The 21,609-nt window shown below is 67.4% G+C and carries 13 protein-coding genes; 10 read left to right on the top strand and 3 right to left on the bottom strand.

Annotated elements, in window-relative coordinates; translation table 11 throughout:
• Positions 1-236 precede the first annotated feature (236 nt).
• From ABIC17_RS02300 to ABIC17_RS02285, 4 genes are all read left to right on the top strand, one after another.
• Positions 237-2,648 carry a TonB-dependent siderophore receptor gene (locus tag ABIC17_RS02300; protein ID WP_502958403.1) on the top strand — a complete coding sequence of 804 codons (2,412 nt, stop codon included), beginning with the start codon at positions 237-239 and terminating at the stop codon, positions 2,646-2,648.
• A 91-nt stretch (positions 2,649-2,739) separates the two neighbouring features.
• Positions 2,740-3,849, top strand: a complete 1,110-nt coding sequence (locus tag ABIC17_RS02295; protein ID WP_354279029.1) for a purine nucleoside permease — start codon at positions 2,740-2,742, stop codon at positions 3,847-3,849.
• Positions 3,850-3,859: 10 nt separating this feature from the next.
• Positions 3,860-5,221 (top strand): 8-oxoguanine deaminase, encoded by a 1,362-nt coding sequence (locus ABIC17_RS02290; RefSeq protein ID WP_354279028.1) that lies wholly within the window; start codon positions 3,860-3,862, stop codon positions 5,219-5,221.
• On the top strand, positions 5,221-6,576 hold the full coding sequence (locus tag ABIC17_RS02285) for a uracil-xanthine permease family protein (RefSeq protein ID WP_354279027.1): 1,356 nt from the start codon (positions 5,221-5,223) through the stop codon (positions 6,574-6,576). Before ABIC17_RS02290 ends, ABIC17_RS02285 begins: the two co-directional genes overlap by 1 nt.
• On the opposite strand, the gene ABIC17_RS02280 is transcribed toward ABIC17_RS02285, so the two are convergent.
• A complete protein-coding gene (locus ABIC17_RS02280) occupies positions 6,573-8,102 on the bottom strand; it encodes an adenosine deaminase family protein (protein ID WP_354279025.1) in 1,530 nt (509 codons plus the stop codon). The two genes, ABIC17_RS02285 and ABIC17_RS02280, sit on opposite strands and share 4 nt — an antisense overlap.
• A gap of 210 nt (positions 8,103-8,312) precedes the next feature.
• On the opposite strand from ABIC17_RS02280, the gene ABIC17_RS02275 reads away from it, so the two are divergent.
• The 6 genes from ABIC17_RS02275 (at position 8,313) to ABIC17_RS02250 (ending at position 18,045) form a co-directional block, all read left to right on the top strand.
• The gene (locus ABIC17_RS02275; protein WP_354279024.1) at positions 8,313-10,742 is read left to right on the top strand and encodes a DUF1592 domain-containing protein; all 2,430 of its coding nucleotides are present in this window, start codon (positions 8,313-8,315) and stop codon (positions 10,740-10,742) included.
• A gap of 10 nt (positions 10,743-10,752) precedes the next feature.
• Complete coding sequence (locus ABIC17_RS02270; protein ID WP_354279023.1) at positions 10,753-12,117, top strand: DUF1552 domain-containing protein; 1,365 nt, start codon at positions 10,753-10,755, stop codon at positions 12,115-12,117.
• Positions 12,110-13,486, top strand: a complete 1,377-nt coding sequence (locus tag ABIC17_RS02265; RefSeq protein WP_354279022.1) for an ankyrin repeat domain-containing protein — start codon at positions 12,110-12,112, stop codon at positions 13,484-13,486. Before ABIC17_RS02270 ends, ABIC17_RS02265 begins: the two co-directional genes overlap by 8 nt.
• A gap of 62 nt (positions 13,487-13,548) precedes the next feature.
• Positions 13,549-15,024 (top strand): flagellar hook-length control protein FliK, encoded by a 1,476-nt coding sequence (locus tag ABIC17_RS02260; protein ID WP_354279021.1) that lies wholly within the window; start codon positions 13,549-13,551, stop codon positions 15,022-15,024.
• A gap of 10 nt (positions 15,025-15,034) precedes the next feature.
• Positions 15,035-15,718, top strand: a complete 684-nt coding sequence (locus ABIC17_RS02255) for a flagellar hook assembly protein FlgD (RefSeq protein ID WP_354279020.1) — start codon at positions 15,035-15,037, stop codon at positions 15,716-15,718.
• 347 nt (positions 15,719-16,065) lie between these two features.
• Positions 16,066-18,045: a putative bifunctional diguanylate cyclase/phosphodiesterase gene (locus tag ABIC17_RS02250; RefSeq protein ID WP_354279018.1), complete on the top strand. Its 1,980-nt coding sequence runs from the start codon at positions 16,066-16,068 to the stop codon at positions 18,043-18,045.
• Here ABIC17_RS02250 and ABIC17_RS02245 read toward each other — a convergent pair.
• Together ABIC17_RS02245 and ABIC17_RS02240 are read right to left on the bottom strand one after the other, a co-directional pair.
• Positions 18,042-19,055, bottom strand: coding sequence for an acetate/propionate family kinase (locus ABIC17_RS02245; protein WP_354279017.1), 1,014 nt, complete (start codon positions 19,053-19,055; stop codon positions 18,042-18,044). The genes ABIC17_RS02250 and ABIC17_RS02245 overlap by 4 nt on opposite strands.
• On the bottom strand, positions 19,052-21,463 hold the full coding sequence (locus ABIC17_RS02240) for a phosphoketolase family protein (protein ID WP_354279016.1): 2,412 nt from the start codon (positions 21,461-21,463) through the stop codon (positions 19,052-19,054). The genes ABIC17_RS02245 and ABIC17_RS02240 overlap by 4 nt, the downstream gene beginning before the upstream one ends.
• Between the last annotated feature and the right edge of the window lie 146 nt (positions 21,464-21,609).

The following is a 21,609-nucleotide window of genomic DNA, read 5'->3' as shown; positions in this document are numbered from 1 at the left end:
TGGGCAGGATTACCAGTTTACAGAACAAACATTGTCGTTTTAGTTTGTGCAGCGCAGCATTACCGCGGCAAAGACCAGCGGATCGCAATAAAGTTTCGTCAGCCGAGGGGGGATCGTTCGGCTGGAGCATCATCAAGGGGGTCAACGTTATGACGGATTTGAGCTTGGATAATATCGCCACACCCGTCGTTACGCGGAGCCGGCGGACGCGCCGCGCGCTGCTCGGGGCCACGATCCTGTGTTGCGCTGCGCTCGGCACGCCAGCGATCGCGCAGACCGCCGTTGCCGAGCCCGACGGCACCGACACCGGGCAGGACATCGTCGTCACCGGCAGCCTTAACGCGCTGCCCAACAAGGACGTCGGCTCGATCTTTGGGTTCAACAAGACGCTGGTCGAAACCCCGCGCTCGGCATCGACGATCAGCAGCGAACAGATCGAACGCTTCGGCGTCACCGACATCTACGATCTCGTCGCGCAGGCGCCGGGCACGTTCACCAACTCGTTCTTCGGGGTCGGTGGTGCGCTCGATATTCGCGGCACACCGGGCGAAGTCTATTTCCGCGGCGTCCGCCGGCTCGACAACCCCGGCAACTACCCCACGCCGATCGCCGCCTCTGCGCGGATCGACATCGTGCGCGGGCCGGCCTCGCCGATTTACGGGCCGTCCAAGACCGGCGGCTACATGAACTTCGTGCCCAAATCCGCGCGCGTGAAAGGCGGCGCGTTGCTCGATCATGCCGAGGGCCAGGTCAGCTACACCGGCGGCAGCTGGGACTATAATGTCATCAAGGCCGAGCTGCGCGGGCCACTCCGGGTGGGGGGGACCGAATTCGGTTACAGCCTATATGGCGAGATCGAGGATTCGGGCAGCTATTACCGCAACATGTCGACGCGCAACGTCGTGCTGCAGGCGGCCTTCGACGATCAGATCACCGACAGCCTTCGGGTCGAGTTCGGCGGCATGTACCAGAAATACGACGGCCAGCAGAACGGCGGCTGGAACCGCCTGACGCAGGATCTGGTCGACAACGGCACGTACATCACGGGCAGCGCGAAGCCGCTCGACACCAATGGCGACGGGCAGATCTCCCCGGGCGAATTCACCAGTGTCGGCACCTTTTCGCCGTTCGGCGGCTTTTCGTGCGGCGGCAACGTGCTCGCCGCGTCGATCACCAACGCGTGCTTCAACAACCTGAAGGCTGCGAACGGCAATCCCGCGCTCAACAACTATCTCGCGCTGACCAACACCGGCACCGCGACGCTCAGCCGCAAGAACGTGCTGACCGGCCCCAATGATTTCCTGCGCAACAAGCAGACGACCGGCTATTTCGACATCATCTGGGATGGCGGCAACAGCCTGGAGATCAAGAACCAGTTCTTCTACGACAGCACCGACAACCGCAACAACAACGCCTACGGCTTTTCACAATTCCACGATTCCTACGCGATCGAGGACAAGATCGTCGCCGCCAAGACGTTCAAGACCGATTACGCGACCCTCGCGGTGCAGCTGTCGCCGTCGATCCGCTATACCAAGTTCGATCACGGCGATGATTTCAACTTCGAATATTTCCACCGGGTCGATCTGACCAAGGGCTATGACGCGCTGTCGGACCGGTTGCTCTCGAACGAGTGCAACTGCGAATATGCGAACAACATGAAGGGCCATTATACCGATTACGGTTTTGCGGGCCTGATCGATGCCGATTTCGCGTTCGGGCTGGATGTGATCCTGGGGGGCCGGTACGACCAGGTCGACGTGTCGTCGACCAACCGGATCGAAACGCTGGTTTCGCCCGCGGGCGTGCTGCCCTCGGGGTCGGGCAGCAAGGGTGGCTGGTCGTACAATGCGAGCGTCTCGTACAAGCTGCCGTTCGGGCTGATCCCCTACGGCACGATCTCGCGCCAGACGACGATCATCGCGGGGCAAGGCTCCGAAGTTGCGGCGGCGGATGCGGCGGGCGGCACTTTCCTGACCGCATCCAAATTGTTCGAAGGCGGGATCAAGGGCCAGTGGCTCAACGGCAAGCTGTACGCCGCGCTGTCGGTCTACAAGCAGGAACGCGTCGACCGGAACATCCAGTCCTCGACCGTCAACCAGTCGGTCGAGACGCAGGGGGTCGAGGCCGAGGCACGCTGGTCGGTCGACAAGCATCTGTTGCTCACCGCGGCCTATACGCGGACCAAGGTGTACAACCTGACGTTCCTCGATGCCGGGTCGACGTTCAGCTTCTTCGGGATCGAGGACCTCGTCAACGTGACCGATCCGACGCTGTTCCTCGGCGGGCAGCCAGGCGGGCTGGTGCTGATCCCCGACAAGGAAGCGTCACGCCGCCAGGGCATCCCGACCAATCTCGTCTCGGGCACCGCGACCTATGCGTTCGACAATGGCTTCGCGCTCAGCGGCAGCATCGTCCATGTCGACTCGGTCTTCTCGGGCCAGTCGCGCGTGGTCAAGCTTCCAGCGTACACGCTGGTCGATCTCGGCGTGTCCTATACGCATGACGACTGGCTGTTCCGCCTGGTCGTCAAGAATGCGACCGACGCGACCTACTTCCGCGCGAACTTCACCGAGCTGTTCGGCAGCACGATCGTGCTCCCCGAAAAGCCCCGCAGCTTTCAGGCGGGCGTGACCTACAAGTTCTGATCCGCGCGCGGGCACCGGTTCGCCGGTGCCCGCGCAGCTGTTTCCCCCGGTATCTCTCTAAGCGTTGCCGACCGACGAAAGTCCGACCCCCATGCGTTTTCCGTTCCGTCTTCGGCTTGCAGCATTCCTCGCGCTGATCGGTGTGGTGAGCGTCCCGCTCCCCGCGCAACCGTCGAGGCCCGCCACCACCGCGACGCCCTGCAAGCCGGGCGGGCCGTGTGCGAAGCCCCTGCCGGTGCGGATCGTCATCGTCACGCTGTTCGAGATCGGCGAGGACAGCGGCGACGTCGCGGGCGAGTTCCAATTGTGGAAGCAACGCCGTCATCTCGACGTGCGCATCCCCTTCCCGCAAGGATCGCACGACCTCTACTACAACCCCGACAGCCAGATCCTCGGCGTGGTGACGGGGGTCGGCAATATCCGCTCGGCCAACACGACGATGGCGCTCGGGCTCGATCCGCGCTTCGATTTGCGCCACGCCTATTTCCTCGTCGCCGGGATCGCGGGGATCGATCCGCACCATGCCTCGATCGGGTCGGCAGCATGGGCGCGCTTCCTCGTCGATGGCGATCTCGCGCATGAAATCGACGCCCGCGAAATCCCCAAGGACTGGAAGACCGGCTATTTCGCGCGCGGCAAGCAGGGCCCGAACGACCGCAGCCCGCCCAAACCAACGGGCGAAGTGTTCGAGATCAACCCGCGCCTGCGCGACTGGGCGTATCGCCTGACGCGCGACGTGGTGCTGCCCGATGATCCGAACATCGCCGCCGAACGCGCGCGCTATGTCGGTTTCCCGATGGCGCAGCGTCCGCCGTTCGTGCTGACCGGCGACAATCTCGCCGCGCTGACCTTCTGGCACGGCGCGCGGATGACCGACTGGGCGGGCGACTGGGTCGATTACTGGACGCAAGGGAAAGGCACGTTCGTCACCTCGGCGATGGAGGAGACCGGCACCTATCAGGCGATCCTGGGGCTCGACCGGATCGGGCGAGTCGACAAGGACCGCTTCATGGTGCTCCGCGCAGGCAGCAATTACACGATGCCGCCCCCCGGCGTCGATGCGGCATCCTATCTGCTGCGCGAGAACGAAGGCTATGCCGGGCTCGAGGCATCGGTGGAATCGCTCTACCGGGTCGGCTCGAAGGTGGTCGACGAACTGTCCGCGCATTGGGACCGGTATGAAAAGACGGTCCCGCAATGATTGCGGTCCCGTGCGCCTGACCGTCGTCGTCCATGCCGACATGCTGGTCTGCATGGACAATCCGCGCCGCGAGATCGCCGATGGCGCGGTGGCGTTCCGGGGCGGCGAGATCGTCGCGGTCGGGACAACCACCGACCTCGCGCGGCTGATCGGAACCGCGGACGAGGTCGTCCAGGCGCGAGGGTGCGTGGTGACGCCGGGACTGGTCAACACGCATCATCACCTGTTCCAGTCGCTTACCCGCGCGGTGCCGGGCGCGATCGACGCGCCGTTGTTCGGCTGGCTCAAGCGGCTCTATCCGATCTGGGCACGCTATCGCCCCGAGGACGTGTTCGCCGCGACGCAATTGGGGCTGGCCGAACTGGCGATGTCCGGGTGTACGCTCAGTACCGATCACCTCTATCTGTTCCCCGACGGCGTGACGCTCGACGACACGATCGCCGCGGCGGATGGCATCGGCATCCGCTTCCACCCGACGCGCGGCGCGATGAGCGTCGGCACGAGCGCGGGCGGCCTGCCCCCCGACAGCCTGATCGAGAACGAGGCCGCGATCCTCGCCGACACGATCCGCGTGATCGATCGCTTCCACGATCCCGTCCCCGGCGCGATGGTGCGCGTCGGCGTCGCGCCCTGTTCGCCCTTCTCGGTCAGCCAGGGACTGATGCGCGATTCCGCACTGCTCGCGCGCGACAAGCGGGTGATGCTCCATACGCATCTGGCGGAAGACGCGGACGACGTCGCCTTTTCGCTCGAACGCTTCAGCTGCCGCCCGGGTGCCTATGCCGAAAGCCTAGGCTGGACCGGGCCGGACGTCTGGCTCGCACATTGCGTGCAACTGGACCAGGACGAGATCGAGCTGTTCGCGCGCACTGGCACTGGGGTCGCGCATTGCCCGTGCTCCAACTGCCGGCTCGGTTCGGGGATCGCCCCGTTGCGCGCGATGGTCGCGGCCGGCGTTCCGGTCGGCCTCGGGGTCGACGGATCGGCGTCGAGCGACAGCGGCAATCTGCTGCAGGAGGCGCGACAGGCGATGCTGCTCCAGCGCGCGGTCGGCGGCGCTGCTGCGTTCGACCCGCGCGCCGCGCTGTTCCTTGCCACGCGCGGCGGGGCCGAAATGCTCGGGCGCGACGATTGCGGATCGCTCGAAGTCGGCAAGCGCGCCGATATCGCGGTCTGGGACATGGCCGACCTTTCCTCCACCGGGGCATGGGATCTGGTCGCGGGGCTGATCCTCTGCCCGCCATCGGGCGCACGCGACGTGTTCGTCGAAGGCCGTGCGGTGGTGCGCGACGGCACGCTCGCACGGGCCGATCGTGGCGGGATCGTGCGCGCGGCGGAACGGTCGATCGCCCGCCTCAAGGAGCTTGCCTGATGCGCGGCGCGATGACCCCGGCGCAGGCGCGCGACCCCGACTATTTCCCCGGCTTCGCGGTCGCGATCCCGCTCGGCATCCAGCATGTGCTGGCGATGTTCGTCAGCAACATGACGCCCGCGATCATCGTCGCTGGCGCAGCGGGCTTCGGCTACGGATCGAAGGATCCGAGCGCGATGATTTATCTGATTCAGATGTCGATGCTGTTCGCAGGGGTCGCCACGCTGATCCAGACCGTCGGGGTCGGCCGCGCGGGCGCACGCCTGCCACTGGTGCAGGGGACGAGCTTCGCCTTCCTGCCAATCATGATCCCGATCGTCGCAGGTCAGGGCCCCGCCGCGATCGGGGCGCTGATGACCGCGGCGCTGTGCGGCGGGCTGGTCCATGCCGGGCTGAGCGCGTTCGTCGGGCGAATTCGCTTCGCGCTGCCGCCGATCGTCACCGGTCTGGTCGTGCTGATGATCGGCATCTCGCTGATGCGGATCGGGGTGCAATATGCCGCGGGCGGCGTCGCCGCGCAGGGCAGCGCAGCGTATGGCGCGGGCAGTAGCTGGCTGCTGGCGGGCGTGGTCGTTGCGGTGACGCTCGGCCTGAGCTTTTACGGGCGCGGGATTTGGTCATCGGCGGCGGTGCTGATCGGGCTGGGCGCGGGGTACGGTGTTGCCGCCGCGCTGGGCAAGGTGTCGCTCGCGCCGATCGGCGCGGCGGGATGGGTGATGCTCCCCTCGCCGTTCCACTTTGGCTATGCGGTGTCGGCATCGGCGATCGCGGGGTTCGTGCTGATGGGATTCATCTCCGCGATCGAATCGATCGGTGCGGTTTCGGCGATCTGCGAAGGCACCGCCAAGCGCCCCGCCACCGATCGCGAGCTGATCGGCGCGACCTGCGCGGACGGGGTCGGCACCGCGATCGGCGCGGTGTTCGGCGCGATGCCCAACACGTCGTTCAGCCAGAATGTCGGGTTGATCGCGATCACCGGGGTGATGAGCCGCCATATCGTCACGATCGGCGCGGTGTTCCTGCTGCTGTGCGGGCTCGCGCCCAAGGTCGGCGCGGCGATCATCACGATCCCGATCGAAGTGCTCGGCGGCGGCGTGATCGTGATGTTCGGGATGGTCGCTTCGGCGGCACTGGCGATCCTGTCCGACGTCGCCTGGACTCAGCGCAACATGCTGATCTTCGGCGTCGCGCTATCGGTCGCTGTCGGGCTTCAGCTTGAACCGGCGACGGTCGCGCATCTGCCCGATACGCTGCGCATTCTGGCGACGTCGGGCGTGCTGCCCGCGGCGGTGATCGCGATCGTGCTCAATCTCCTGGTGCCCGCCGACCCGGTCGCGCACCCCGCCACCGCCTAGCGCCGGACCGCCTCGAACGCCGCGAGATCGCGTTCAAGCTGCGCCTGCTTGGCGGCCTTGGGATTGGCGGCGAGGAACGTCGCGCATCCAGGCGCGGTCAGCACGCCGCATGCCGTGACACGCGCACCGCCCGCCCGGTCGGCCCACAGGCTCGCCCCCGGCAGGAAGCTGTAGTGCAGCCCGTCGCGCACGATCTGCTTGAGATCGGCGTAGCGCAGATGCTGTTCGGTGACAGCGCGGACATATTCGTTGGTCATGTCTGAGCGCGATACGCCCTCGTCATCGGTCGACAGCACCACCGGCACGCCAGCCTGACGGTACACCGACAGCGGATGATCGCGTCCCTTGACGCCAAGGATCACCGCATTGCTCGTGAGGTTGATCTCCACCGCGACCCGCTCGCGCGCCATCCGCGCCAGCAACGCGGTGGCTTCGGTCTCATAGGCCACGTCGATCCCGTGCCCGATCCGGCGCGCACCCGCGACCGCGACCGCATCGCGGATGTGGAACGCGAGATCGCGCGGCGGGACCAGCCCCATCGTCAGCTCGCCCGCGTGGAGCGACAGATTGACCCGCGGATGCCGTGCCTTGAGGAAGGCGATCATCCGCATGTGCAGCGCATAGTCGCGGATCGCCACCGGATCGTGTTCGGGCGCCGCGATGTTGATCCCGACGAAGCGCGGATCGGCCTCGGCGACCGCAAAGCCCAGCGCAAGCTGCGCGAACACCGCCGCCGGGGGCAAGGTGCGGATCGCGGTGTAGAGGTAGCGCGCCTCCACGCCGCAAGCGGGCGCGGGCGTCGCACTGCCGCAGCGGTCGATCTCCGCGGCCTTCGCCTCGATCGCATCATATTCGGCGCGCACCTTGGCCACCGCGTCGGGTAGCATCGGGGCCATCTGCGTCGCCATCGCCGCAAAGTCCGTGGCGTCGGCAACCTTCGCGAGCGCCGCCACGGCGGTGGCGGACACGGGCGATCCCGAGCCGAGTTCGAGATAGGCCACGTGATCGGCGGCGGCCTGTTCGCGAGTCAAGGCAAGCGATGCGCCGCCATTGCCGCGCGCAGCGCCCGAAAAGGCGTCGAACGTCGCGAAGAAGCGGTCGTAGCCCGAGACCTTGGGGTCGCCGACGCCGGTTTCGAACCCACGCGTCGAGAACGCGTCGATCGCGCGGCTGTAGCGCGCATAATCGCGCTCCAGCCCCGCGGCGGGCACGCGGTTGGGCGCATCGCACGGCGGATCGACGACGCGCCAGCTATCGGTCGCAATGCACAGCCCGCTCGCCGCCGCCCAGCGCAAGAAATCCTCGGCGTAGATCGACCCGCCATTGTGGTTGTGCAGGTCGCCCCCCTTGGGCAGCGTCGCGAGGAAGATCCGCAGCCGCGGTGGACTGTCCGCGATCTTGTCGAGATAGGCGGCGGTGCGTGCTGCATCCGATGACGGCGGTGCCCCCTTGGCAGAAGCCGACGGCGCGCCCGCGGCGATGCCGACCGCGCATGCGGCGACCGCGACCAGAACCGACCTGTGCATTCTTCTACCCCCCGCCCGCGCATCGACCCGGCGGTTCTGGCCAGCGCATCCCCCCAGTTCAATGAGCATATTGCGCACGAGACGTTGCGCAAATGAGGGCTGCACGGATCGCGGATGGGGCTCGCTCATTTTGCGGGCTGCGTGTCGCGTTAACGGCAATGGACGCGACCCCGGCACCCGGATAGCCCGCTTCGGGACAGGGGTGCGGTGATGAGCGTACGGCGGCGTCCAACTCTCGGCGGCAGTGTGTTTGCGGCAAGCGTCGTGCTCGCCGCGACCGCGGTGTTCGCACATTCGGCCCCGGCCCCGCAGACGATCACGCCTGCTGCCCCCGCGATGTCCGATGGTGCGCCCGCGCTGTTCGCCAAACATTGCGCCAGTTGTCACAACGACATCGACCAGATCGCGCAGCTTTCGCTCGACGACCTGCGCAGCGCCGATCTCGGCAATGGCGATCACGGCGATGCGTGGGAAAAGATCCTGCGCCGAGTCCGCATCGGCGAAATGCCGCCCTCGACCAAGCCGCAGCCCGATCCCGTCTCGCGCGCGGCGTTCGTCGCATGGCTCGAGCGGTCGCTCGATGCCTATGCCGCCGCGCATCCCGATCCCGGCCGCGCAACGATCCGGCGGCTCAACCGCGTCGAATATGCCAATGCGGTGCGCGACCTGCTCGCGCTCGACGTCGACGTCACGCGCGAACTGCCGCAGGACAATTCAGGCTACGGCTTCGACAATATCGCCGACGTGCTGAGCGTGTCGCCGACGCTGATGGATCGCTATGTCGCGGTCGCGGGCAAGGTCGGGCGGATGGCGACCGGGCTGACGTCGAAGCGCAGCTTCGTCACCACGGTCGAGCTGCCCAAGGACGGATCGATCGCGAACGGCGGTCGTCCGGCCTATAACGAACGCGCGAGCGACGCGCTGCCGCTCGGGTCGCGCGGCGGCGGGACGGTCGATTATTTCGCGCGCTATGACGCGACCTACGAGATCAGCGGCTGGCTCAACGCCAATACCAACAACGAAACCGACCATCTGAACGAGGACAAGGTCAGTGTCCGCGTATCGCTCCGCGCGGGCGCGCATGTCATCGGCCTGTCGTTCCGCCGCGCGATTGCGCCCGACGAGACCGTGCAGACGCTGCGCAACGATCTCGACAAGGTGCCGCTGCCGACCGATCCGCCGGTGATGCTGCCGCTCGACGTGTCGGTCGACGGCGTGCGCGTGTCGCAGATCCCGGTCCCGTCCTACCGGCTGTCGCCACGCTATGCGCAGCAGAATTACCCGCGCGACGTACTCCAGATCGACGTGGCGGGTCCGTTCGGCCCGACCGGCATCGCCAGCACGCCGAGCCGGAAGCGCATCTTCACCTGCACCCCTACCCGCGCCGCCGCCGAATTGCCGTGCGCGCGGCGGATCATCACCGCGCTCGCGCGCCGCGCATATCGGCGTCCGGTCGGCGACGCCGATCTCGCCCCGCTGCTCCGGCTCTACGCCGCCGAGCGTGCCGGGTCCGATTTCGACCATGGCGTCGAGGCGATGGTCGAGGCGTTGCTCGTGTCGCCCAACTTCCTGTTCCTGGTCGAACCCGACCCCCGGGACAGCACGCCCGGCAGCGTGCATCCGGTCAGCGACGTCGAGCTCGCGTCGCGCCTGTCGTTCTTCCTGTGGAGCAGCATTCCGGACGACACCCTGCTCTCGCTCGCCGAACGCGGTCGGCTGCACCAGCCCAAGGTGATCGAGGCACAGGTTGCGCGGATGCTCGACGATCCCCGCGCGGCGGCGCTGACCCGCAACTTTGCGGGGCAATGGCTGTATCTGCGCAATCTCGATCAGCAACGCCCCGACATCGCGGTCTACCCCAAGTTCGACACGCGGCTGCGCGCAGCGATGGCGCAGGAAACCGGCATGTTCTTCGACCATGTCGTGCGCACCAACCGCAGCGTGCTCGATTTCATCGCGGCGGATTACACCTTCCTCAACCAGCGGCTCGCCGAACATTACGGGATTGCAGGCGTGCGCGGCACCGCGATGCGGCGGGTGGCGCTGGACCCGGCGGACCACCGCGGCGGGCTGCTCGGTCAGGCCAGCGTGCTGACCGTGACCTCCTATGGCAACCATACGTCGGTGGTGAAGCGCGGCAAATGGATCCTCGAGAATCTGCTCGCCGCCGCCCCGCCGCCGCCGCCGCCAGACGTCCCCGCGCTGATCGCGGTGCACGGCGGTCGCGCGCTCAACGCACGGCAGCAGCTCGAACTCCACCGCACCAACCCCGCCTGCGCCGGGTGCCACGTCAAGATGGACCCGCTCGGTTTCGCGCTCGAGAATCTCGATGCGATCGGCGGCTACCGGATGACGGATGCGGGGCAACCGATCGATGTCGCCGCGAAGATGCCCGACGGCACCACCTTCTCGGGTCTCGCCGGGCTCCAGCGGATCCTGCTCGACCGCAAGGACGAATTCACCAGCGCGTTCACCGAGCGGCTGCTGACCTATGCGCTCGCCCGCGGCCTGACGCAGCGCGACATGCCCGCGGTGCGCAAGGTCGCCAAGCGCGCGGCGGCGGACGACTATCGTATCCGGACGATCGTCCAGAGCATCGTCGCGAGCGATCCGTTCCGACTGCGCAAGACACCGTTATGAGGAACCCGGCATGATCGTCCTGCGCGCCCCGCTCGCCCGTCGCACGATGTTGCGCGGGCTCGGCACGATCGTCGCCTTGCCGTTCCTTGAGGCGATGATGCCGTCCGCCCGCGCCGCCGACATCGCTTCGCGCCCCAAGCGGTTGCAGATCTTCTACTCCCCCAACGGGATGATGATGGACGGGTTCGCCCCGGTGGCACAGCCGCGCGCACCGCTCGCACCGGGCACGCGACCGCTGGTGTTGCCCGCCACGCTCGAACCGCTCGCGCCGCACCGCGACTATGTCACCGTCGTCAGCGGGCTCGGCCATCCCAGCGCTGCCGCGATGGGCGACCGCCCCGCGGGACATGGCCGCTCATGCCCCGCCTTCCTGACCGGGGTGCATGTCAAACAGACCGAGGGGACCGACATCCGCTGCGGCATTTCGGCGGACCAGGTCTATGCCAATCATCTCGGCGGCGCGACTCAGCTCAGTTCGCTCGAACTCGGAATCGACCAGCCGAGCCTGCTCGGCAGTTGCGACATCAACTATAGCTGCGCCTACACCAACGGCATTTCGTGGCGCAACGCGACGGTGCCGATGCCCGTTACCGCAAACCCGCGCGATGCGTTCGAACGGCTGTTCGGCGACGGCGAGGCACTCGATCCGCAAAGCCGTCTCGCGCAGCTCCGGCGGCAGACCAGCATGCTCGATTTCGTCCGCGACGATACCGCGCGCCTGTCGAACCGCCTTGGTGCGCAGGACCGGCACAAGCTCGCCGAATATCTCGACGCCACGCGCGACATCGAACGCCGGATCCAGCAGGCGGGCCAATCGCCCGCGCGCGCGTCCGCCGACACAATGGACCGTCCGGCCGGTATTCCGGAATCGTTCGACACGCATGTCCGGATGATGATCGACCTGCAGGTGCTCGCGATGCAGGCGGACATCACCCGCGTCGGCAGCTTCATGATCGGGCGCGAACTCAGCAATCGCACCTATCCCGAGATCGGCGTGCCGGATTCGCACCACATGCTCAGCCACCACGGGCACGACCCCGACAAGATTGCCAAGCTGTCGCGCATCAACCGCTATCATATGGACTATTTCGCTTATTATCTCAGCCGGATGCGCGCGGTGCAGGACGGCGACGGCACCTTGCTCGATCGCACGCTGGTATTGCGCGGGTCGGCGTTCGGCGATCCCAACGAGCATGACTTCATGGACTTGCCGATCATCGTCGCGGGCGGACTGGTGCCGGGCAACCGGCATCTGATCGCGGACAAGAACACCAGCGCCTCCAACCTGTTGCTCGCCGCGCTCCATGTCCTCGACGTGCCGGTCACGGCGTTCGGAGACAGCAGTGGGCCATTGACGGCACTCGCGCATGGCTGAGCGGGCGCGCCGTCTCGCGATCGTCGCGCTGAGCCTGCTCGCGTGCGGCAGTGCCGCCGCGCAGGACGACGCGAACGCTGCGCTCGCGCGTGCGATCCGCGCCAACGACGTCGCCGCCGCGCGCGCCGCGCTCGCACGCCATGCCGACCCCAACCGACGGCTGGCGTTCCAGGCGACCCCGCTCGGCTGGGCGGTCGACACGCAGAATCCGGAGATGGTCGCCGCGTTGATCGCAGGCGGCGCGCGCCCTAACACTGCGGACATCGATGGCGTCTCCCCGCTCGGGCTCGCGTGCGAACTCGGCGAGCCCGCGATCGTCACCGCCTTGCTCCGTGCAGGCGCCGACGCCCGCACCGCCCGCCCCGATGGCGTCACCCCGCTCGCGATCTGCGCCCGCTATGGCCCGGCGGATGCGGTGGCGTGGCTGCTCGCGCACGGAGCGGTCGCGGATGCGGTCGATTCGCGCGGGCAGACCCCGCTGATGTGGGCGGCGGCAGGCGCGCGCAGCGCGGCGATTGCGCTGTTGCTCAAGGCGGGGGCAGACGTGAACCGTGTCTCGAAGGGCGGGTTCCCGCCCTTGTTCTTCGCGATCAAGGGCGGCGGGGCGGCGGCGACCGAGCAGCTGCTGGCGGCAGGCGCACGCGCCGATGACCGCGGCCCCGAACGGAGCAGCGCGCTCCAGCTCGCAACCTACCAGAAGAATTATGCCGCCGCCGTGGTGCTGGTCGCGCATGGCGGCGACGTGACCGAGCGCGACCGCGAGGGCTATCAGCCGCTCCACCGCGCCGCCGCAGCAGGCGACACAGCGCTGATCGCCGCGCTGCTGGCCAGGCGCGCCGATCCCAATGCCACGACCGGCGCGTCGCGGATCACCTGGGTGACCGAGGCCAATTTCGGCGTGCCCCCGCCCCCCGTGCCGCCGACCCCGCCGCTGCTGATCGCCGCCGCCAATGGCCATGCGGAAGCAATGGCGGTGTTGCGCACGGGCGGTGCCAACCCGTCGTTCGTCGCGGCCGACGGCACCAACGTCGTGCTCGCCGCCGCGCGGGGTCGGAACGCGGCGACGCTTGCGCTCGCGCTTAGCCTCGCGCCCGACGCCAATGTCGCCGACGCGCAGGGCAACACTGCGTTGCACCTGCTGCTCGGCGGCGGGATGCAGCCCGATTTGCCGGCGATGATCGGGCTGCTCGCCGATCATGGCGCACGGATCGACATCGCCAACAAACGCGGTTCGACCGTGGCCGAGGTCGCCGACACCGGCCTGTCTGACGTAAAGGCCGTGTTCCGCGCGCGCTTTCCGGATCGGCCCAACCGCGTGGTGGCGCAAGCGAACCCACGCCCGGCTCCGCGGATCGCCGATCCGCGCTGACGCGACCGGGGGACCATTGGTCCCTCTATGATGAGGCAACGCCAGGCCGATGGGAGAAGCGCGTGCCGCCGGTTGCCGCCGTATCGATCCTGCCATCCGCCCTCACCGTCCAGAGCCCCGTGCCGACGGACGATGGCGCATCCGCCCCCGGATTCCAGCAGGCAGTCACCGCAAGTGCCGATGCATCGCCCGACCTTGCCGTACCCCCGACCAACGCGGTGCCCCGCGACAGCGGGCTGACCCTTGCGGCCACGCTGGCAACCGCCGCATTGCCTGCAAACGCCGGGATCACCGCCGCCCCGACCGTGAGCGCACCCGTGGATACGCCCGTACCGAACGCCAAGGTGCCCGATCCCGCACCCGCACCCGATGCCGAACCGACGGCGCCCCCGCTCGCACCCGCGCCCCGGCCATCGGCTTCCCCCAAGCCACCGGTCGCAAACGCCAGGACCGCCAACCGTCCGGTCGACGCGGCCATGCCGGAAACTGCTGTTTGCCCAGACAGCGGAACGGACGCGCCCCCCACTGCACCGGACGCGCCCACCACCACACGCAAACCGGCTGCCCGTGACGAAGCGGCGGCGAAAGCGGGCGATCCCGCTGCATGCGACACCGATGACCACGTATCGGCGGCACCCCCGCTCGATATGATCGGAACCACGACGCTTCCGGTCGCAGTTCCAGCGGCGCAGCAAATCGCCGGTCAGGAACCAGCGACAGCAGGCACGCAGATCCACGGCAGCGCACCCGCCCTCGTCGGCAATACGGCATCGGCACCCATGCCGGACCGCGTCGAAACCGCCGCCCCGCCCGAAGCCGCGACGGACACCGGTACGACGGCACCGGCATTCGCACCGCCGCCGCACAGGTCGCAGGACGCCCCAGCACAATCGTCCGCTCCGACCGAGCATCAAACCACCGCGACGGCCGCACCGCCCGGATCCACCACCGTACCTGCCGCGCAACCCCCAGCCGTGCAGCCGAGCGCCCCGGTCCCGCTCCCCGCGTCCCCGCTCCCGCCACGCCGTCCCGTCGACGCGGGCATCGCGCGTGCGGTATCGATCGGGCGGGACGTGGGCGTGGCGATCACGCGCCACGCCACCCGCGATGGCGCCAGCACGCTGACGATCCGGCTCGATCCGGTCGAACTTGGCCGGGTCGAGGTGCGGATGCAGATCGATCCGGCGGGCAAGATGCTCGCGACGATCTCGGCGGAACATGCGAGTGCGCTCGACCTGTTGCGCCGCGATGCGACGATGCTTGCGCAGACCCTGTCACAGGCAGGCCTACAAGCCGACGCCGCCAGCTTCCGCTTCGACACGCAAGCCGGCCCGGGGAATGGCGCGAACACCGCGCGCACCGGGAACACGGGCGGCGGCAACGCTGGCAGCAATGCTGGCGGGGGCACTGGCGAGCGCGGCTGGGCGTTCGCGGCCCCGTCGCGCCGCCCCGGCGACGACGCGACCGACCCGCGGAACGCCCCCGCACCAACCCGCGCCGCCCTGCTCGCCAGCGGCCGGATCAATCTCGTAGCTTGAGGACGACCGCATGACCACGACCACCGCCGCCGCCAGCGGCCTGTCCGCCACGACGAAAACCGCGGCACCCCCATCCGCTCCATCCTCGGCACTGACCAAGCTGACCAACGATTCGAACACGTTTCTCAAATTGCTGACCACGCAAATGCAGAACCAGGACCCGCTCAAGCCGATGGATACGTCCGAATACACGCAGCAACTCGTGCAATTCTCGCAAGTCGAGCAATCGATCCAGCAGAATCAGTCGCTGAAGGACATCCTGGCCAAGCTGTCATCGAACGACCTGTCGAACGCCGCCGCGCTGATCGGCCACGTCGCGAGCTTCGACAGCAGCATTGCCGGCCTGGCGTCAACGGGCGGGACGACGTGGCGCTTCACCGCCGACCGGATGCCGCAATCGCTCGTCGCGACGATCAGCGACGCCGATGGCAACACGATCGCCACGCAGCCGGTCGATCCGGCGAGCGGACAGGTCACGTGGGACGGCCTGGACAGCCACGGTACGCGTGCGCCGAGTGGAACATACACGCTCGCGCTGTCCGCCAGCGATGCCGCAGGATCGAATATCCCGGTAACGATCGCCGCAGAAGGCGTGGTCAGCGAGGTGTCGGTCGAAAAGGGCCAGATCACGCTACTAGCGAACGGGCAGCATTATGCCGCAACCAGCCTCGCGCGTCTTTCAGCTTCGCATTAATACTACGGGTCTGCCCGTATCTCTACACCGATCGTATTATAGCCAGGCAAGATGGTCTTACTTATATCGCGAATACAGTCATCGGCCACCATGCGCTCCATCATGTACTGGCCGGGCTCGATCGTCATGTGAGTAGTAGCGTATTACGGATGAACGCCCTGCCCATCAGTTCAACGTTGCTCTGCGGCAACTTTGTCCGCCCGTTCGATCGTCTCGCCGGATGGTCCCGGTCGAGGATGCGCCGTCGTGACCGTTTGCAGCAAGGCGCAGCATCGCCATTCCTGCGGCTTGAGAACCAGGTGTTAACGCCGTTCGTCTAACGGGATACGTGTTGGGGGTATCGTGTAATGCCGTTTTCCAAATCGCACCTGCCGCCCGGCGAGCAACCGTTGGTGGTTGCCACATTGCTGCACTTCCGGCGCCAGGTGCCGTGGATGTACGGGCTGCTGATCATCAACGCGGTCGCGCTCGCCTATACGCACACCGGTCTCGCCCCGCGGCTGCTGAGCCACGCGATCCCCGCGATGATGGTGCTGCTGATCGGTTGGCGCATGTTCCGCTGGCTGATGCCGCCGACCCCCGACATGCTGACCGAGGCAGGCGCGCAGCGCGCGATCCGCAAGGCGACGTGGCTGGGGTCGTTCTTCGCGGTCGCTTTCGTCGCCTGGGCGCTGAGCCTGGGCAGCTACGGTGGCCCGTACGAACAGGGCCATGTCGTCGTGTTCGTCGGGACGACCGTGCTCGGCTGCCTGTTCTGCCTGACGCACTTGCCCGGCGCTGCAACCGCGGTGGGCATTCTCGTCAGCCTGCCATTGGTGGCCTATTGCCTGACCAGCGGCAATTCGGTGTTCGTGGCGGTCGGCATCAACGTCGCGCTGGTGACGATCGTCTTTCTCGTCATCCTCAAGGATGCGCATAAGGTGTTCCAGGGGCTCGTCACCTCGCGCAATGCGCTGATCGCCGAGCGGCAGCAGGCACAGCGGTTAAGCGATGAGAACCGGCAGCTCGCGCATACCGATCCGCTGACCAGCCTGCCCAACCGCCGCTTCTTCTTCAAGGCACTGGAGACATTGCTGCTTGCCCGCCAGCACGACACATCCGGCGCGGTTGCACCGTTTTGCGTCGGCGTTCTTGACCTCGACCGGTTCAAGGCGATCAACGACACCTATGGCCATGTCTATGGCGACCGGCTGCTCGAAGCGATCGGCCGCCGATTGTCGTTGCGCGCCGGTGGCGCGGTGACGATCGCGCGGCTCGGCGGCGATGAATTCGGCGTGCTGTTCGACGGGCCACCCGAACAGGCCGAGCCTACGATCGCCGCCCTGTGCGCCGCGATCCACGCGCCCGTTGCGATCGATGGGATGGAAGTGACGCTCGGTTGCTCCGCCGGGATCGCGGTCTATCCGGACGCGGGGACGACCGCACACGCGCTGTTCGACCGGTCCGATTACGCGCTGTACCACGTCAAGGCGCACCACCGCGGCGGATGCGCGGTATTCTCCCCCGAACAGGAGGCGCTGATCCGGGTCGAGCAACGCGTCGAGGCCGCGCTGCAGGTGGCCTGTCTCGAGCGCGAACTCGAGGTGCATTACCAGCCGATCTTCGACACGCGCTCGATGGCGATCAGCAGCGTCGAGGCACTGGCACGGTGGAAGTCGCCGACGCTGGGCGAAATCGCGCCCGCTACCTTCATCGCCGCGGCGGAGCGGATGGGGATCATCAACCGCGTCACGCTGATCCTGTTCGAGCGCGCGCTGGAGGGTCTGGCGGCGCTGCCCGATCCGATCGCCCTGTCGTTCAACCTGTCTGCGCAGGACATCATGTCGCCGGCGACGATGCGCGAGATCGTCCGGATGATCGTCGCCACCAACATCGCGCCTCGGCGGATCGTGTTCGAAGTCACCGAAACGTCGCTCGTCACCGACATGGCCACCGCGCGCGAGGCGTTGCAACGGCTGCGCAGCTTCGGCGTGCGGACCGCGCTCGACGATTTCGGAACAGGCTATTCCAGCCTGTGCTCGCTGCACGAACTCCCGCTCGATATCCTCAAGGTCGACCGCACCTTCGTCAGCGGCATGGCGACGGGGCCGGGACGCAGCATGGTCTCCGCGATCCGCAACCTGGCGCAGTCGCTGTCGCTCGAATGCACGATGGAGGGGATCGAGACCGAGACCCAGCTGATCGAGATTTCGCTGGCGGGGTATCGCTACGCGCAGGGGTTCCTGCTCGGCCGCCCGATGCCGATCGACGCATTGTTGATGACGATGCGCGAGCATGCGTTGCAACTGCCCGAGGCAACGCTTCTGGGGATGCGGGGCGCCGCCTAGCCATCCCACGAGGCGCGCAATCGCGCGACGTGCCGCGCGATCTGCCGGTTTTCCTGTGCGGCGATCACGCGGACCGGGATCGCCCCCGCCCAGTCGAGATCGGCCCGGATCGACTGGCGCACCGCCGCATCATGCTCGCCAATGCCCCCGGTAAAGACGATCAGGTCCACGCCCCCCAACGCAACCGCCATCCCCGCGATCTGCTTGGCGACCGAGCGACAGAAGATCGCGATCGCAAGCCGCGTCGCGGCGGTATCGGTTGCATGCAGCACGCGCAGGTCCGCCGACACGCCGGACAGGCCGAGCAGCCCGGAGCGTCGGTCGAGCAGCTCCTCGAGCGAATCCGCGTCCAGCCCGTGTTCGCGCAGCAGGAACAGCAGCAAGCCCGGATCGATATCGCCCGCGCGCGTCCCCATCACCACGCCGCCCGACGGGGTAAGCCCCATGCTGGTGTCGACCGAACGCCCGCCGCGCACCGCGGTCACGCTCGCGCCATTGCCGAGATGCGCGATGATCAGCCGTTCGGGCACCGACTCGCCCAGCTCCGCCAGGATCGATTCGCACGACAGGCCGTGGAAGCCGTACCGCCGCACCCCCTGCGCGCGGAGGTCGGCGGGGATCGGCAACGTCGCCGCGATTGCGGGCATATGCGCGTGGAACCCCGTATCGAAACACGCGACCTGCGGCACGCCGGGGTAGCGCGCCTGCGCCAGCGCGATCATCGCGAGCGCGGCGGGGCCGTGGAGCGGCGCGAAGGCGGACGCGCGCTCGAGGCGTTCGACGATCCCCGCATCGATCACCACCGGCGCGAACAAATCGGTCCCGCCGTGGACGATGCGGTGCCCGATCGCGACCACGTCATAGTCACCGATCCGGTCGAACAGCGCAGTGTCCGCCCCGGCGTGCTCCACATCCCCTGCGGCAATCTCGCGCGCGGGGTCGTCGGCGGCATGGACCCCGAACTTGACCGAGGACGACCCCCCGTTGAGCGTCAGGATCACGCGCGTCACGGCACCCAGCGCCAGTCGCGAATCTCGGGCAAGTCCTCGCCATGTTCGGCGATGTACAATTTGTGCCGTTCCATCGTCGCCCAATAGCGCTGCGTCTCCGCCGCGACGCGGTCGTGCAGCCGTGGGATGCGCGTGATCGCATCGAGCGCGAGCCGGTAGCGGTCGAGATCGTTGAGCACGACCATGTCGAACGGCGTGGTCGTCGTCCCCTCCTCCTTGAACCCGCGGACATGGAAATTGGCGTGGTTGGGCTGCCGGTAAGCCAGCCGGTGGATCAGCGCGGGATAGCCGTGGAACGCGAAAATCACCGGCGCATCGGCGGTGAACAAGGCGGTGAACGCACGCGCGTCGAGCCCGTGCGGATGCTCCGATTGCGGTTGCAGCACCATCAGGTCGACCACGTTGACGACCCGGATGCGGATGTCGGGGACATACTCCCGCAGCAATTGTACCGCGGCGAGCGTCTCCAGCGTCGGCACGTCGCCCGCGCACGCCATTACCACGTCGGGCGTCTCGTCCGGGTCGCTCGCCCAGTCCCAGACCCCCGCGCCTGCGGTGCAATGCCGCACCGCATCGTCGATCCCGAGCCATTGCGCCTCGGGCTGTTTCCCCGCGACGATCACGTTCACATAATGCCGACTGCGCAGGCAGTGATCGGCCACCGACAGCAGGCAATTGGCATCGGGCGGAAGATAGATCCGCGCGACGCTCGCGGTCTTGGTCGCGACATGGTCGAGGAAGCCCGGATCCTGGTGCGACAGGCCATTATGGTCCTGCCGCCAGACATGCGACGTCAGCAGGTAATTGAGCGACGCGATCGGCCGCCGCCACGCGATCCCGGCCGACACCTTGAGCCACTTGGCATGCTGGTTGACCATCGAATCGACGATGTGGACGAACGCCTCGTAACAGCTGAACAACCCGTGCCGCCCGGTCAGCAGATACCCCTCGAGCCAGCCTTGGCAGAGATGCTCGCTCAGCACCTCCATCACCCGCCCGTCGCGGTCGAGATGCTCGTCGACCGCCTCGGTCTCCGCCATCCACGCCTTGCCCGTGACGTCATACACCGCCTGCAACCGGTTCGAGGCGGTTTCGTCGGGCCCGAACAGGCGGAAATTGGCGGCGTCGCGGTTGAGCGCCATCACGTCGCGCAGATAGCCGCCGAGCACCGCGGTCGCCGCCGCCGTCACCGCGCCGGGCGCGGGCACCGTCACCGCCGATGCGCGGAAATCGGGGAGCGCGAGCGGGACGAGCAGCTCGCCGCCATTGGCGTGCGGGTTCGACCCCATCCGGCGATGCCCGGTGGGGGCAAGCGACGCATAGTCCTCGCGGAACTTGCCCGTCTCGTCGAACAGTTCGTGCGCATCGTAGCTGTGCAGCCAAGCCTCGAGCTGGACGAGATGTTCGGGATTTTTGAAGTCCGCGATCGGCACCTGATGCGCGCGCCATGTCCCCTCGACCGGCTTGCCGTCGACCGTCTTGGGTCCGGTCCAGCCCTTGGGCGTCTGGAGCACGATCATCGGCCAGCGCGGGCGCGCGCCGCCATCCGACCCGTTTCGCGCGGCATGCTGGATCTCGGCGATCCGCGTGCAGACCGCGTCGAGCGTCGCGGCGAGCAACTGGTGGACCGCCTCGGGATCGTCGCCTTCGACGAACCACGGTTCGTGGCCATAGCCGTGCAACAGGTCGGTCAACTCTTCGCGCCCGATCCGCGCGAGCACGGTCGGGTTGGCGATCTTAAAGCCGTTGAGGTGGAGGATCGGCAGCACCGCGCCGTCGCGCACGGGGTTGAGAAACTTGTTGCTGTGCCAGCTCGCCGCGAGCGCGCCCGTCTCCGCCTCGCCGTCGCCGATCACGCACGCGACGACCAGATCGGGATTGTCGAACGCCGCACCATACGCATGGGCGAGCGAATAGCCGAGCTCGCCGCCTTCGTGGATCGACCCCGGCGTCTCGGGCGCGACATGGCTGGGGATGCCGCCCGGCCAGGAGAATTGGCGGAACAGCCGGTCCATCCCGCCGCGGCTCCGCTCGATCGCGGGATAGCGTTCGGTGTACGAGCCTTCGAGATAGGTGTTGGCGACGATCCCCGGCCCGCCATGCCCGGGGCCGACGATCAGGATCATGTCGAGATCGCGCTTCACGATCACGCGGTTGAGATGAACGTAGAGCAGGTTGAGCCCCGGCGTCGTCCCCCAATGGCCGAGCAGCCGGGTCTTGACGTCGGCGATCGTAAGCGGCGTCTCGAGCAGTGGATTGGCGCGCAGATAGATTTGCCCGACCGACAGGTAATTGGCGGCGCGCCAATAGCCGTGGATTCGGCGCAACAGTTCCGGTGACAGCGGTGCGTCCGCGGTTGTGGCCCCTCGCGGTGTTGCCAGGCGAGTCGGCAAGATCGGATCTGTCATGTGGCTTCCCCGAAAACACCGGCTTTGGAAGGTCTTGCCATGCTGGCTCCGCCCACCGCCGTCTCTTCAGGAAACTACGTAGTCCCCCGCAGACACGCGCCTTTTCTGTCGCTCCACGGTCACAACGCGCAGCAATCCTTCATTTC

This window comes from Sphingomonas sp. PvP056 (genome assembly GCF_040549155.1).
Classification (GTDB): Bacteria; Pseudomonadota; Alphaproteobacteria; order Sphingomonadales; family Sphingomonadaceae; genus Sphingomonas.
This window is presented reverse-complemented; position numbering and strand designations above follow the sequence as displayed.

Coding starts and splice junctions, on each gene's coding strand:
- ABIC17_RS02295 (WP_354279029.1), top strand. CDS start 2,740: ATGCGTTTTCCGTTCCGTCTTCGGCTTGCAGCATTCCTCGCGCTGATC.
- ABIC17_RS02285 (WP_354279027.1), top strand. CDS start 5,221: ATGCGCGGCGCGATGACCCCGGCGCAGGCGCGCGACCCCGACTATTTC.
- ABIC17_RS02280 (WP_354279025.1), bottom strand. CDS start 8,102: ATGCACAGGTCGGTTCTGGTCGCGGTCGCCGCATGCGCGGTCGGCATC.
- ABIC17_RS02275 (WP_354279024.1), top strand. CDS start 8,313: ATGAGCGTACGGCGGCGTCCAACTCTCGGCGGCAGTGTGTTTGCGGCA.
- ABIC17_RS02270 (WP_354279023.1), top strand. CDS start 10,753: ATGATCGTCCTGCGCGCCCCGCTCGCCCGTCGCACGATGTTGCGCGGG.
- ABIC17_RS02265 (WP_354279022.1), top strand. CDS start 12,110: ATGGCTGAGCGGGCGCGCCGTCTCGCGATCGTCGCGCTGAGCCTGCTC.
- ABIC17_RS02255 (WP_354279020.1), top strand. CDS start 15,035: ATGACCACGACCACCGCCGCCGCCAGCGGCCTGTCCGCCACGACGAAA.
- ABIC17_RS02250 (WP_354279018.1), top strand. CDS start 16,066: ATGCCGTTTTCCAAATCGCACCTGCCGCCCGGCGAGCAACCGTTGGTG.
- ABIC17_RS02240 (WP_354279016.1), bottom strand. CDS start 21,463: ATGACAGATCCGATCTTGCCGACTCGCCTGGCAACACCGCGAGGGGCC.